Annotated in this window: 13 protein-coding genes; all 13 read left to right on the top strand. The window is 62.8% G+C overall.

What is annotated here, in order from left to right; genetic code table 11:
- Position 1 precedes the first annotated feature (1 nt).
- Positions 2-1,936: an NADH-quinone oxidoreductase subunit L gene (gene nuoL, locus ACQY7X_RS19560; RefSeq protein ID WP_428250081.1), complete on the top strand. Its 1,935-nt coding sequence runs from the start codon at positions 2-4 to the stop codon at positions 1,934-1,936.
- A gap of 1 nt (position 1,937) precedes the next feature.
- Positions 1,938-3,446, top strand: a complete 1,509-nt coding sequence (locus ACQY7X_RS19555) for an NADH-quinone oxidoreductase subunit M (protein ID WP_428247085.1) — start codon at positions 1,938-1,940, stop codon at positions 3,444-3,446.
- An 11-nt stretch (positions 3,447-3,457) separates the two neighbouring features.
- Complete coding sequence (nuoN, locus tag ACQY7X_RS19550; protein WP_428247084.1) at positions 3,458-4,897, top strand: NADH-quinone oxidoreductase subunit NuoN; 1,440 nt, start codon at positions 3,458-3,460, stop codon at positions 4,895-4,897.
- A gap of 9 nt (positions 4,898-4,906) precedes the next feature.
- Positions 4,907-5,641: a biotin--[acetyl-CoA-carboxylase] ligase gene (locus tag ACQY7X_RS19545; RefSeq protein WP_428247083.1), complete on the top strand. Its 735-nt coding sequence runs from the start codon at positions 4,907-4,909 to the stop codon at positions 5,639-5,641.
- 17 nt (positions 5,642-5,658) lie between these two features.
- Positions 5,659-6,429 (top strand): type III pantothenate kinase, encoded by a 771-nt coding sequence (locus tag ACQY7X_RS19540; RefSeq protein ID WP_428247082.1) that lies wholly within the window; start codon positions 5,659-5,661, stop codon positions 6,427-6,429.
- A gap of 2 nt (positions 6,430-6,431) precedes the next feature.
- Positions 6,432-8,093, top strand: coding sequence for a ribonuclease J (locus tag ACQY7X_RS19535; RefSeq protein ID WP_428247081.1), 1,662 nt, complete (start codon positions 6,432-6,434; stop codon positions 8,091-8,093).
- A gap of 49 nt (positions 8,094-8,142) precedes the next feature.
- Complete coding sequence (gene mce / locus ACQY7X_RS19530; RefSeq protein WP_428247080.1) at positions 8,143-8,547, top strand: methylmalonyl-CoA epimerase; 405 nt, start codon at positions 8,143-8,145, stop codon at positions 8,545-8,547.
- Between the two features lie 4 nt (positions 8,548-8,551).
- Positions 8,552-8,818, top strand: a complete 267-nt coding sequence (locus ACQY7X_RS19525; protein WP_428247079.1) for a DUF1467 family protein — start codon at positions 8,552-8,554, stop codon at positions 8,816-8,818.
- Positions 8,819-9,259: 441 nt separating this feature from the next.
- Positions 9,260-9,772: a hypothetical protein gene (locus tag ACQY7X_RS19520; RefSeq protein WP_428247078.1), complete on the top strand. Its 513-nt coding sequence runs from the start codon at positions 9,260-9,262 to the stop codon at positions 9,770-9,772.
- A 95-nt stretch (positions 9,773-9,867) separates the two neighbouring features.
- Positions 9,868-11,193 carry a proline--tRNA ligase gene (gene proS / locus ACQY7X_RS19515; RefSeq protein WP_428247077.1) on the top strand — a complete coding sequence of 442 codons (1,326 nt, stop codon included), beginning with the start codon at positions 9,868-9,870 and terminating at the stop codon, positions 11,191-11,193.
- Positions 11,194-11,199: 6 nt separating this feature from the next.
- A complete protein-coding gene (locus ACQY7X_RS19510; protein WP_428247076.1) occupies positions 11,200-12,450 on the top strand; it encodes a lipoprotein-releasing ABC transporter permease subunit in 1,251 nt (416 codons plus the stop codon).
- A 104-nt stretch (positions 12,451-12,554) separates the two neighbouring features.
- Positions 12,555-13,232 carry an ABC transporter ATP-binding protein gene (locus tag ACQY7X_RS19505; protein WP_428247075.1) on the top strand — a complete coding sequence of 226 codons (678 nt, stop codon included), beginning with the start codon at positions 12,555-12,557 and terminating at the stop codon, positions 13,230-13,232.
- Positions 13,229-14,338 carry a diguanylate cyclase gene (locus ACQY7X_RS19500; RefSeq protein WP_428247074.1) on the top strand — a complete coding sequence of 370 codons (1,110 nt, stop codon included), beginning with the start codon at positions 13,229-13,231 and terminating at the stop codon, positions 14,336-14,338. The genes ACQY7X_RS19505 and ACQY7X_RS19500 overlap by 4 nt, the downstream gene beginning before the upstream one ends.
- The last annotated feature ends 50 nt before the right edge of the window (positions 14,339-14,388 follow it).

Here is a 14,388-nt window from a genome sequence, read left to right as displayed (position 1 = left end):
GATGTACCATCTGATCGTTTTCCTGCCGCTTCTGGCCGCGATCATCGCGGGCCTCGGCGGCCGCCGCATCGGCGATGTGGCTGCCATGGCGCTGACCACCGGCGCGGTGGTCACTGCCGCCATCCTGTCCTGGTTCGCCTTCTACTCGGTGATCTACAAGGGTGGCGCCACCAATGTGCTGGTGCTGCACTGGATCAGCTCGGGCGCCTTCGTGGTCGACTGGGCGCTGAAGATCGACCAGCTTACCGCCGTGATGCTGGTGGTGGTGAACACCGTGTCTGCCCTGGTGCATATCTATTCGATTGGCTACATGAGCCACGATCCGCACCGCGCGCGCTTCTTCTCCTATCTGTCGCTGTTCACCTTCGCCATGCTGATGCTGGTGACGTCGGACAACTTCGTGCAGCTCTATTTCGGTTGGGAAGGCGTTGGTCTTGCCTCCTATCTGCTGATCGGTTTCTGGTTCAAGAAGCCGTCGGCCAATGCTGCCGCGATCAAGGCCTTCGTGGTCAACCGCGTCGGCGATTTTGGCTTCGCGCTCGGCATCATGTGCCTGTTCTGGGCCACCGGCTCGGTGGCTTTCGACACCGTGTTCAAGGCCGCGCCGGATCTCGCCGGCAAGACCTTCCATTTCCTGTGGAAGGACTGGGACATCCTCACCGTCGGCACCTTCCTGCTGTTCCTCGGCGCCATGGGCAAGTCGGCCCAGCTCGGCCTGCACACCTGGCTACCGGATGCCATGGAAGGCCCGACCCCAGTTTCGGCGCTGATCCATGCAGCCACCATGGTCACGGCCGGCGTGTTCATGGTCGCGCGCTGCTCGCCGATCTTTGAATATGCCCCGGCGACGCTGCAATTCGTCACCATCGTCGGTGCTACCACCGCCTTCTTCGCGGCCACCGTCGGTCTGGCACAGAACGATATCAAGCGCGTGATCGCGTATTCGACCTGCTCGCAGCTTGGCTACATGTTCTTCGCGCTCGGCGTTTCGGCCTATCCGGCGGCGATCTTCCACCTGTTCACCCATGCCTTCTTCAAGGCCCTGCTGTTCCTGGGTGCTGGCTCGGTGATCCATGCCGTGGATGGCGAGCAGGACATGCGCCACATGGGCGGCCTGTGGAAGCATATCAAGGTGACCTACGCGATGATGTGGATCGGCAGCCTGGCGCTCGCCGGCTTCCCGATCTTCGCGGGCTATTACTCCAAGGACATGATCCTGGAAGCCGCTTTCGGCGTCGGCACCGGCGTCGGCCAGTACGCCTATATCATGGGCATGGCGGCGGCGATCCTCACCGCCTTCTATTCCTGGCGCCTGATCTTCATGACCTTCCATGGCCAGCCGCGCGCGGATCACCATGTCATGGAGCATGTGCATGAAAGCCCGATGGTGATGCTGTTCCCGTTGTTCGTGCTGGCTTTCGGCGCGGTATTCGCGGGCATCACCTTCTACAACGGCTTCGTCGGCCATCATTGGCAGGAATTCTGGGGCAACGCCATCCTGGTGCTGCCGGCCAACAAGGCGATGGAAAACGCGCATCATGTGCCGTTCCTGGTCAAGGTCGGACCGATCATCGTCGGTGTCATCGGCATCGCGGTCGCCTGGTGGGTTTATGTCAGGGACACCACCATTCCGCCGGCGGTCGCCAAGCAGCAGCACCTGCTTTACAGCTTCCTGCTCAACAAGTGGTATTTTGACGAGTTGTATAATTTCATCTTCGTCCGCCCGGCGATGTGGCTTGGCAATGTGCTGTGGAAGGGCGGTGATGGCCGCATCATCGATGGCCTTGGCCCGAACGGCTTCGCCGCCATGGTGGCGAAGCTGGCCAAGCGTGCCAGCGTGCTGCAGACCGGCTATGTCTACCATTACGCCTTCGCCATGCTGATCGGCGTGGCGGCCTTGGTCACCTACTTCTTCACCAAGATCGGGGCGCACTGAGATGTCCGGTATGCCGCTCCTCTCCATCGTCACCTTCCTGCCGCTGGTCGGCGCCGCCTTCATCCTGCTCGCGCGCGGGCCGGAAGAGATCGTGGCGCGCAATGCCCGCAACGCGGCGCTGTGGACCACGGTGATCACCTTCGCGGTGTCGCTGCTGATCTGGATCAACTTCGATAATTCGACCTCGGCTTTCCAGTTCGTGGAAAAGCGCGAATGGATCGGCGCCGGGATCAACTACCATATGGGCGTGGACGGCATTTCGATGCTGTTCGTGATCCTCACCACCTTCCTTATGCCGCTCTGCATTCTGGCTTCCTGGGAAGCCATCGAGCATCGCGTCAAGGAATACATGCTCGCCTTCCTGGTGCTGGAAACGCTGATGATCGGCGTGTTCTGCGCGCTCGACCTGGTGCTGTTCTACGTCTTCTTCGAGGCCGGCCTGATCCCGATGTTCCTGATCATCGGCATCTGGGGTGGCAAGCGCCGTATCTACGCCACCTTCAAGTTCTTCCTCTACACGTTGCTTGGCTCGCTGCTGCTGCTGCTGGCGCTGCTCTACATGTACTTCAAGGCCGGCACCACGGATATTCCGACCCTGATGGCCTTCCGCTTCGACGTGGATGTGCAGAAGTGGCTGTGGCTGGCCTTCTTCGCTTCCTTCGCCGTGAAGGTGCCGATGTGGCCGGTGCATACCTGGCTGCCTGATGCCCATGTGGAAGCGCCCACCGCGGGTTCAGTGATCCTTGCCGGCGTGCTGTTGAAGATGGGCGGCTACGGCTTCATCCGTTTCTCGATCCCGATGTTCCCGGATGCCAGCGTGTTCTTCACGCCGCTGGTATTCACGGTCTCCGTCATCGCCATCATCTACACCTCTCTGGTGGCGCTGGTGCAGGAGGATATGAAGAAGCTGATCGCCTATTCCTCGGTGGCGCATATGGGCTTCGTCACCATGGGCACCTTCAGCCTCACCATGCAGGGTGTGCAGGGCGCCATCTTCCAGATGTTGGCCCACGGCATTGTATCAGGCGCGCTGTTCCTCTGCGTCGGCGTGGTCTATGACCGCCTGCATACCCGCGAGATCGTGCGCTATGGCGGCCTGGCCAACAACATGCCGAAATACGCCGTTGTGTTCATGCTGTTCACCATGGCCAATGTCGGCCTGCCGGGTACCGCCGGCTTCGTCGGCGAAATGCTCACCCTGGTCGGTGCCTTCAAGGCCAACACCTGGGTGGCGCTGATCGCCACCTCGGGCGTGATCCTCTCGGCAGCCTATGCCCTGTGGCTTTATCGCCGCGTGGTGTTTGGCGAACTGACCAAGGATGACGTCAAGTCGATGCTCGATCTCACCCCGCGTGAGATTGCCACGCTGGCCCCGCTGGTGGTGCTGGCGCTGTGGATGGGCATCTATCCCGGCCCGTTCCTCGATGTGATGGCGGTGTCGGTTAAGAATCTGCTGGATCAGCATCAAACTGCGCTTGCCGCCATCAAGGCGGCGGTGGCGGTCCGCTAGGAGTTGGCATCGTGACCTTCGCTTCGCTCGCTCCCGCCTATCCCGAACTCTGGCTCAGCATCGCCGCCATGGCCTTGCTGCTGCTCGGCGTATTCAAGGGGGAGGGTTCCACCCGCCTGGTTGCCTGGCTCAGCGTCGCGGCCTGCGCCGTCACCGTGCTGCTGATCCTGCAGCAGCCCGCCGGTCCGCGCCCGGCCTTCGAGAACCTGTTCATCGCCGATGGCTTCGCGCGTTTCGCCAAGGTGCTGATCCTGATCGGCTCCGGCTTCGCCATCGTGCAGTCGCTTGGCTATATCCGGCATCACCGCATGGATCGCTTCGAATATCCGGTGGTGGTGCTGCTGGCCACCATCGGCATGATGATGATGGTTTCGGCCAACGATCTGATCGCACTCTATCTCGGCCTCGAATTGCAGAGCCTGTCGCTCTATATCCTCGCCGGTTTCAAGCGTGATTCCGCGCGTGCCACCGAGGCCAGCCTGAAGTATTTCGTGCTCGGTGCGCTGTCGTCCGGCATGCTGCTCTACGGCGCTTCGCTGATCTATGGCTTCACCGGCGCCACCGGCTTCAACGATATTGCCGCGGCCTTGAAAGGCACGCAGGGCGCCTCGCTGGGTCTGGTTATCGGCATCGTGTTCATGGCCGCCGGCCTGGCCTTCAAGGTTTCCGCCGTGCCGTTCCATATGTGGGTGCCGGATGTCTATGAAGGCGCGCCGACCCCGGTCACGGCCTTCTTCGCCGTGGCGCCGAAGATTGCCGCCATGGCGCTGTTCTGCCGGGCCTTGCTGACGCCGTTCGGCGGCATCAGCGGCGACTGGCAGCAGATCATCATCGCGATCAGCGGCCTCTCCATGGTGCTGGGTGCCTTCGCTGCCATCGCGCAGTCGAATATCAAGCGTCTGATGGCCTATTCCTCCATTGGCCATGTCGGCTATGCCCTGCTGGGTCTGGCTGCCGGCACGGAGGAGGGCGTGCGTGGCGTGCTGATCTATCTCGCCATCTATCTGGCGATGAATGTCGGCGCCTTTGCCTGCATCCTTTCCATGCGCCAGCGCGACCGCATGGTGGAAGGCGTCTCCGATCTCGCCGGTCTGGGCAAGACGCATCCCGGCATGGCCTTGCTGCTGGCCGGCTTCATGTTCTCGCTTGCCGGCATCCCGCCGCTCGCCGGCTTCTTCGGCAAATTCTATGTCGTGATGGCGGCGATCAACGCACAGCTCTATGTGCTGGCGGTGATCGGCATGCTCGCCAGCGTCGTCGGCGCCTATTATTATCTCCGCATCGTCAAGGTGATGTATTTCGACGAAGCAGCCGAGCCGCTGGCCAAGCCGGTGCGCACTGAACTGGGCGCGGTGATGGGCATTACCGGCCTGTTCACGCTGCTCTACTTTGTCTATCCGGCGCCTCTGGTGGCCGCCGCCGGCGTTGCCGCCAAGGCATTGTTCCCGTAAGGGCCGGCATTGCTCTGGCGCCCGCTCGGCTTCGCCGAGATCGACAGCACCAACGAGGAAATCCGCCGCCAGGCCGAGGCCGGCGCGGCGGAAGGTCTGGTGGTGACGGCGCGGCGCCAGACGGCCGGGCGCGGCCGCCGCGGCCGGGCCTGGGACAGCCCGGAAGGCAATCTTTTTGTTTCGTTGCTGCTGAAGCCGCGCCGCCCGGCACATGAAGCGGCCACGCTTTCGTTTCTGATCAGCCTCTGCGTTGCGGAAGCTGTCATCGAAGCCAGCCCGGCCTTGCAGGACCGCGTTACCTGCAAATGGCCGAATGACGTGCTGATCGATGGCGCAAAGCTCTCCGGCATCCTGCTGGAATCCCGCGCCGGCCAAGGCGGGGTATTGGACCACCTGATTGTCGGTATCGGCGTCAACCTGGTCTGGAACCCGGCGGATACACCCTATCCGGCAACCAATCTCGCCGCGTTGGGAATGGCAGAAACACCGGAGAGTTTCCTGCCGCGGCTGCTGGCGCGGCTCGGCTTCTGGTATGATCGCTGGCAGGCGGAAGGTTTCGCGCCGGTGCGGCAGGCCTGGCTCGCGCTGGCGCAAGGCATCGGCAAGCCTGCGATAGCCCGGCTGGGCCACGAAGAAGTACAGGGCCGTTTCGTTGCATTGGATGAAGGCGGCGGCCTGATCCTGGAACTGGCCGATGGTACGCGCCGCACCATCACTGCCGGTGACGTATTTCCTGCCGCTTGAGAAAGAGGAGGGGCGCCATGCTGCTCGCGATCAATGCCAACAACACCAACGTCAAATTCGGCGTCATCGATGGCGACCGCATTGTCGGCGAATGGCGCCAGCATACCTCGGCCATGCGCACGGCCGATGAGCATGCCGTCTGGCTGCTGCAACTGATGCAGATCGAAGGCATCGACCCAAAGACCGTGCGCGAGGCGATCATCGCTTCCGTGGTGCCGCAGGCTACTTTCAACCTGCGCCGTCTCTGCACCCGCTATTTCGATACCGAGCCGCTGGTGCTGGGCGAACCGAATGTGGTCTACGGCATCCAGGTAAAGGGTGCCGGTGCCGGCGCCGACCGTATCTGCAACACTATCGGCGCTTCGGTGCTGTTCCCGAAAACGCCGATGGTGATTGTCGATTTCGGCACCGCGACGACTTTCGACGTGGTGGACGAGGAAGGCAGCTATTGCGGCGGCGTAATCGCGCCCGGCATCAATCTTTCCATCGAGGCGCTGGTCAATGCCACCGCCCTGCTGCCGCGCATTGTCGTTGAGAAGCCCAGCAAGGTGATCGGCCAGACCACGGTGGCCTGCATGCATTCCGGTGTGTTCTGGGGCTACGTCGGCCTGATCGAAGGCATCGTGGCGCGTATCAAGAATGAATTCGGCCGCCCGATGCGGGTGATCTCCACCGGTGGCCTGGCCCCGGTATTCGATGGCGCCACCGATGTGATCGAGCAGATCGTGCCCGATATCACCGCGCGCGGCCTGATCGAGATCAACCGCCGCAGCCGGCCGGCCACCTGATCATGGCAGCCCGCAAGGCCGATGACGGCCTGTATTTCCTGCCCCTGGGTGGCACCAACGAGATTGGGATGAATCTCAATCTCTATGGCTACCGCGATCAGTGGCTCATGGTGGATCTGGGCACCAGCTTCGCCGATGACACCGCGCCGGGCGTCGACATGATCGTGCCGGATGTCACCTGGATCGCCGAGCGCAAGGACAAGCTGCTCGGGCTGGTGTTGACCCATGCCCATGAGGATCATCTCGGCGCCATCAGCCATTGCTGGCATGAACTCGGCTGCCCGATCTGGGCCACCGGCTTCGCGGCCTCGGTGCTGCGGCGCAAGCTGGAAGAGAAGGGCATCGAGGAACTGGTGCCGATCACCATCTACCAGCCCGGCGAGGTGATTCAACTCGGGCCATTCCGCATCACCCCTATTGGCATCACCCATTCGACGCCTGAAAGCCAGGCGCTTGCCATCGAGACGCCGCAGGGCGTGGTGCTGCATACCGGCGACTGGAAGCTTGATCCCGATCCGGTGCTGGGGCCGGCCACCGACCGCGAGGCGATCCAGCGTTTCGGCGACCAGGGCGTGCTTGCCATGGTCTGCGACAGCACCAATGTGTTCAGCCGTGGCCGCTCCGGTTCGGAAGGTGAGGTGCGCGACAGCTTGCTCAAGCTGCTGGCCGACCGGCCGGGCCGTATCGCCGTGACGACATTTGCATCCAACCTGGCGCGGCTGGAAACCCTCTATGATGTAGCCAAGCAGATCGGTCGCTCGGTCTGCCTGATCGGCCGCTCGCTGCACCGTTTCACGGCGGCCGCGCATGAGAATGGTTATCTGCGCGACAAACCCAATCTGGTGGACGAGCGCGAGGCCGGCTACCTGCCGCGCGACAAGGTGATGTATGTCTGCACCGGCTGCCAGGGTGAAGTACGCGGCGCCATGGCGCGCATCGCCTTCGACCAGCATCCGCATGTGGCCTTAAGCCCCGGCGACTTGGCGCTGTTTTCATCCAAGATCATTCCCGGCAACGAACGCACCCTGTTCCGGCTGCATAACGAACTGGTGCTGCGCGGCATCGAGGTGATCACCGAGAAGGATGCCTTCGTGCATGTTTCCGGCCATCCCTCGCGCGATGAACTGGCCGAGATGTATGCCCTGGCCCGGCCGCAGATCGCGATTCCGGTGCATGGCGAGCCGCGCCATCTGGTGGAGCATGCCCGCTTCGCCCAGAGCCTGCAGGTGCCGCATGGCATCGTGCCGCGCAATGGCGACCTGATCCGCATCGCGCCAAATGGGCCGGAAGTGGTGGAAGAGGTACCGGCGGGCCGCCTGGCCATCGATGGCGACGACCTGATTCCGCTGCAGGGCGGCACGTTGCAGACCCGTCGCAAGCTCAGCTTTAACGGCACCGCCCAGGTATCCCTGGCCGTGGACGAACAGGGCCATCTGGAAGCGGATCCGGTGGTGACACTGTCCGGCGTGGTCAATGGCGATGCCGAGGAACTGGCGGATACGATTGCCGAGCAGATCGGCAAGGCGGTGGACAAATTGTCGCGCCGCCAGCGCAGCGATGCCGATCTGGAAGAAACCGCGATAAAGGTGCTGCGCCGGGCACTGAAACCAGTGACCGAGCGGAAGCCGATCTGCAATGTGCATATCATCCGCTTGTCAGATTGAGCCGCCGGCCCGATATTTAACCCGATAAAGCCTTCAAGGAGCCCCCCCCATGATCGGACGCCTCAACCACGTTGCCATCGCCGTGCCGGACCTTGCTGCTGCCACGGCTACCTATGCCAACACGCTCGGGGCCAAGGTCTCGGCGCCGCTGGCGCAACCGGACCATGGCGTAACCGTGGTGTTCGTCGAACTCGACAACACCAAGATCGAATTGCTGCATCCGCTGGGCGAGGGCTCGCCGATTGCCAATTTCCTGGCCAAGAACACCGCCGGCGGCATCCATCATGTTTGCTACGAGGTCACCGATATCTACGCCGCCCGCGACAAGCTGAAGGCGGAAGGTGCCCGCGTACTGGGTAGCGACGAGCCGAAGATCGGCGCCCATGGCAAGCCGGTGCTGTTCCTGCACCCGAAGGATTTCCTCGGCACCCTGGTGGAGCTGGAGCAGGTCTGATCCCATGACCTGGTTCAACGGCATCGTCGCCTTCGCCTGCATCTTCATGCTGACGCTGTTCTGCGTGCTGCCGATTGGCGTGCGCACCTCGCATGAGGCCGGCGAGGAGATGCTGCCCGGCCAGGCGAGTTCGGCACCGACCAATCCGCGCATGGGCTTCAAGGTGCTGCTCACCTTCCTGATCAGCCTGGTGATTTTCGGGCTGTTCTACGCCATCGGCTATTTCGGGCTGATCGACACCCATGCGCTGCTCGGGCGTGGCGGGGATTAACCCCTCGCATTGATTTCCCGATACCGTCGTCATGCCCGGGCTAGACCCGGGCATCTTTTTTCCAGTGACAAAAAAGCCGGGTATGGGGGAGGTTGGCTTGGTGGGTGGGGTAGGCCACACTTAAAGCGTCATGCCCCGTGGAGGCGATCATCCACGAGTATGTTTCGCGTGTTCAGGTTTTCCCTGGATTTCGCCGCATAACTGCCTAGTTACTAGGCATATTAAAACAAAAATTTTTGTGAAATAGGCATAAAAATAAGGAGCAAGGATGTAACCCTGCTCCGTTTCCCGTCTCGCACGGGTAAGTTTAAGCCTCCCCAGACTTGGGCCGCCTGTTTCCAAGCGGTTGCGATACTTTTATAGCCAAAAGAACGAGCCGTGTCACCGGGTATTTTCACAAAATCTAACAAAATGTTAAGCGAGCCGGGCTAAGTTATTGGAATGTTGCGCAACAGCATTCTGCATATTCTCGTGGCAGCCCTGCTTACGGGGCAGGCAATGGCACAACAGCCGGCGCAGAAGCCCGCGACTCGCTCCACCACCCCAGATACCAAGGCCGAATCAGCACAATTGCCAACGGTAGTGGCCCTGGATACCGAATCCTGCCGCAAACTGGTGGCGCGACAGCCGCGTGCCGTGCCGGGCGCGGATTATGTGCCGGGCGTCGATGTGCATGGCCGCCCGGTGACACCGGCGGACCTGCCGCCGTCACAAAATGGCAGTGGTATTCTCGATCCGCGCTTCGGCATCACGCTGAAATTCACGCTGGCTGAATTGCTGGGCAGCCGCGCGCCGGCCCTGGCCCGGCAGGCGGAAGTGAGCGTAGGCAAGCTCGAACTCGATCCCGCCAGCGGCAAGCTGAATTTCCAGAATCAGCCGGTGGAGAAGCCGGCGGAGGATGCTGTGCTGACGGCCTGCCGCGACCATCTGTCGAAGCTGCCGCCCAAGCGGTGAGCGGGCCGGGCGGCGCCCTTGCGGGGGCGGGGGCTGCGCCTTAAAAACGCCCTAGTGTCGCATCATCAAATAGCCCGCATCACCAAGGAAGCATCATGCGCCTGAGCCGCTTTTTCCTGCCCGTGCTGAAGGAGAACCCCTCCGAGGCGCAGATCGTCAGCCACCGTCTGATGCTGCGCGCCGGCATGGTGCGTCAGAATGCCGCCGGCATCTATTCCTGGCTACCGCTGGGCCATCGTGTGCTGAAGCGGATCGAGCAGATCGTGCGCGAGGAACAGGATGCCGCCGGCGCCCAGGAAATGCTGATGCCGACCATCCAGTCGGCCGAGCTGTGGCAGAAGAGCGGGCGCTACGACGATTACGGCAAGGAGATGCTGCGCATCACCGACCGCCACGAGCGGCCCTTGCTCTACGGCCCGACCAACGAGGAAATGCTCACCGATATCGTGCGCGGCGATATCAAGAGCTACCGCGAGATGCCGAAGATCATCTACCACATCCAGTGGAAATTCCGCGACGAGGTGCGCCCGCGCTTCGGCGTCATGCGTGGCCGCGAATTCCTGATGAAGGATGCCTATTCCTTCGATCTCGATCAGGCCGGTGCGCGCCGCGCCTATAACCGCATGTTCGTGGCCTACCTGCGCACATTCGCCCGCTTAGGCCTGCGCGCCATCCCGATGCAGGCCGATACCGGCCCGATCGGCGGCGACCTGAGCCACGAATTCATCATCCTGGCGGAAACCGGTGAATCCGCCGTGTTCTGCGACAAGGCGCTGGTGGAGCGCGATGTGCTGGGCCAGGGCGTCGATTACGAAAGCGACCTGCAGCCCATCGTCGATAGCTGGACCGCGCCCTACGCGGCCACTGAAGAAAAGCATGACGCTGCCCGCTTCGGGGCGCTGCCGCAGGAGCGCCAGCTTGCCGCGCGCGGCATCGAGGTTGGCCATATCTTCTATTTCGGCACCAAGTATTCCAAGCCGATGGGCGCGGTGGTGCAGGGGCCGGGTGGCGAACCGATCACCCTTGAGATGGGCTCTTATGGCATCGGTGTGTCGCGCCTGGTCGGTGCCATCATCGAAGCCAGCCACGACGATGCCGGCATCATCTGGCCGATGAGCGTGGCGCCGTTCCATGTCGGCCTGATCAACCTGAAGGTCGATGATGCCGCCTGCGCCCAGGCCGCCAACGATCTGCAGGCCAAGCTGGAAGCCGCTGGCCTGACGGTGCTGCATGACGACCGCGACGAACGCGCCGGCGCCAAGTTCGCCACCATGGACCTGATCGGCCTGCCCTGGCAGGTGACGGTCGGCCCGCGTGGTGTGAAGGCCGGCGTGGTGGAAGTGAAGCAGCGCGCTACCGGCGCCAAGGAGGAACTCTCCGTGGATGCCGCCATCGCCAAGCTTGTTGCCGCGAAGGGATAGGCAGCCATGCCGTTCGGCGCTTTCGAGTGGCTCCTGGCGTTGCGCTATCTGCGCGCCCGCCGCCAGGAGGGCTTCATTTCGGTGATCGCGGTGTTCAGCTTCCTCGGCATCATGCTGGGGGTGGCCACCCTGATCATCGTGATGAGCGTGATGAACGGTTTCCGCGCCGAACTGGTCGGCCGCATACTCGGCCTCAACGGTCATATCATGATCCAGTCCGAGCGTAGCGCCACGCTGGATGATTATGGCCGGGTGGCCGAGAAGGTCGGCGGCCTGGTGCATGTGCTGCAGGCCAATCCGATGATCGAGGGCCAGGTGATGGCTACCGCCAACGGCCAGGCCTCGGGCGCCATGGTGCGCGGCATCAAGCAGAGCGACCTGTCGCGCGAGACCAGCATCGCCAAGGGCATGCGCCAGGGCAGCCTGAAGGATTTCACCGGCGAGGATGCGGTGGTGATCGGCCACCGGCTGGCGCGCAAGCTCGGCGTCACGGTCGGCGACAAGATCACGCTGATCTCACCGCAGATCACCGCCACGCCCTTCGGCACCGTGCCGCGCGGCCGCGCCTATCAGATCACCGGCATCTTCGATGTCGGCATGTTCGAGTATGATTCCGGCTTCGTCTTCATGCCTTTCGAGGCCGCCCAGGTTTATTTCCGCCTCGGCGATACCGCCCATGCGGTGGAAGTGCGGCTGGATAACCCCGATCAGGCCCGCCGCATCGGCAACGAGATCATCCAGGCCCTCGGCCCCGGCTACCGCTATTACGACTGGCAGCAGGCCAACGCGCATTTCGTCAGCGCCTTGCAGGTCGAGCGCAACGTGATGTTCCTGATCCTGACGCTGATCATCGTGGTGGCGGCGTTCAACATCATTTCCAGCATGATCATGCTGGTGAAGGACAAGGGCCGCGATATCGCCATCCTGCGCACCATGGGCGCGGCACGCGGCTCGATCCTGCGGGTTTTCGTCATTGCCGGCGCCAGCATCGGCGTGATCGGCACTTTCTTCGGCTTCCTGCTCGGCCTCGGCTTCGCCGCCAATATCGAGCATATCCGCCAGTTCCTGCAGAGCCTCACCGGCTGGCAGCTTTTCCCGGCCGAGATTTATTACCTGTCGCGCCTGCCGGCCAAGGTGGATTCCAACGAAGTGCTCTATGTCGTACTGATGGGTTTGGCTTTGTCCTTCCTCGCCACGCTTTATCCGAGCTGGCGTGCCGCCCGCCTCGATCCGGTGGAGGCGCTGCGCTATGAGTGATGCGCTGAAGCAAAATGGGATACCCGCTTTCGCGGGTATGACTGTTGTTTTCTTGTCGTCATCCTCGGGCTTGACCCGAGGATCCCATTTGTTCGGGTGCGGCCATGACTGATGCGCTGCGCCTTGAAGCTGTGGTCCGCACGTTCCGACAAGCTGGTGAGGAATTGCAGATCCTGCGCGGTGTTGATCTGACAGTGAAGGCCGGCGAGATCGTGGCGTTGCTCGGTCCCTCGGGTTCGGGCAAGTCGACCCTGCTGCATACCGCTGGTTTGCTGGAAGCCGCCAATGGTGGCCGTGTGCTGGTGGGGGGCGAGGATTGCAGCCAGCTTGGCGACCATGGCCGCACGCTGATCCGCCGCCGCCGCATCGGTTTTGTCTATCAGTATCACCATCTGCTCCCGGAATTCTCTGCCATCGAGAATGCCGCCATGCCGCTGATGATCCAGGGTTTGAGCCGGGCCAAGGCCAAGGCGGAAGCTACCCGTGTGCTGGAAGGGCTGGGGCTGGGCCATCGCCTGACGCATCGCCCGGCGCGGCTATCGGGCGGCGAACAACAGCGCGTGGCGATTGCCCGTGCGGTGATCGCCAAACCGCAATTGCTGCTGGCCGACGAGCCGACCGGCAACCTGGATGAGCGCACGGCGGAAGCGGCGTTCCAGGCCCTGCTGGCCCTGGTGCGCGATACCGGCATCGGTGCTTTGATCGCCACTCATAACCTGGCCCTGGCGCAGCGTATGGACCGTGTTGTCACGCTGCATGAAGGCCGATTGCACGCCGCATGACGCCGCTTGAACCGGTGCCGCCGCCCGAGCCGACACAGCCGGAAGCGGCGAACCGAGTTTCCTATGACGATGACCTTGCCCTGCGCCTCAGCGGCGACAGCAGCTTCCGGGCGGTGCTGTTCTGCCTGCTGATCCTCGGCCTCAATATCCTCGACCGCTTCATTGATCCGGTGCATGCCAACGATGCCCTGCTGTGGCGCCTGGCGGTCGCCGCCGCCATCCTGGCGGTGCAGGGCCTCTGGGTCGCCTCGAAGCAGAAAAGCTATGCCCTCTATCGCCGCCTGGTGCTGACCCACACCATCACCGTGCCGGCCGGCATGACTTTGGCGGTGGCGCAGCTTGATATGGGCCTGGTTTATGGCCTGGCGAATTTCATCTTCATCTACATCTGGATTCCGAGCGTGCTGCCCAGCCGGCGCGATGCTTTGCTCGGCGGCCTGTTCTCCGGCTCTGCCATCATTGCCATATCCTGGTTTGATGGCGAGCATGGTCTGGCGCTTGCCAATATCATCTGCCTGGTGGGGCTTGGCACTGTGCTGTCGATGCTCACCGCCACCAAGTTCGAGGCTTCGCTGCGCCGTGCCTGGGATCAGGAGCAGCGAGCCGCCCAGGAAGCCCGCACCGATGTACTCACCGGCAGCAGTAACCGCCGCCATTTCGAGGAAGCCGCCTTGGCCGAATGGGGGCGCTGCAAGCGCTATGGCCGCGACGCTGCTTTGTTGCTGTTCGATCTCGACCATTTCAAGCGCGTCAACGACCAATACGGCCATGGCATCGGCGACCGCGTGCTGCGCCGGGTGGCCGCGCTCTGCCGCGACGAGATTCGCGATATCGACACCCTGGCCCGCATTGGCGGCGAGGAATTTGCCATCCTGCTGCCGGAAACCGATGCCGCCCAGGCAACGGTGCTGGCTGATCGCCTGCGCCAGCGCCTGGCGGATGAGCGCATCGACACCGGCAAGGGCGCGATCAGTGTCACCGCCAGCTTCGGCATCGCGCCATTGCTCAACGGCGATGAGGAATGGCGCCAGGCCCTGCGCCGGGCCGATGCGGCGCTCTACCGTGCCAAGGCTGCCGGCCGCAACCGGATCGAACTGGCTTCCTGATATAGCCAGCAGTTTGGCGTGATTGTTCAAGACCGGCGGTGATGCCGCCG

Origin of the sequence: Ferrovibrio sp., from assembly GCF_965278975.1 — a bacterium.
GTDB lineage: Bacteria > Pseudomonadota > Alphaproteobacteria > Ferrovibrionales > Ferrovibrionaceae > Ferrovibrio.
This window is presented reverse-complemented; position numbering and strand designations above follow the sequence as displayed.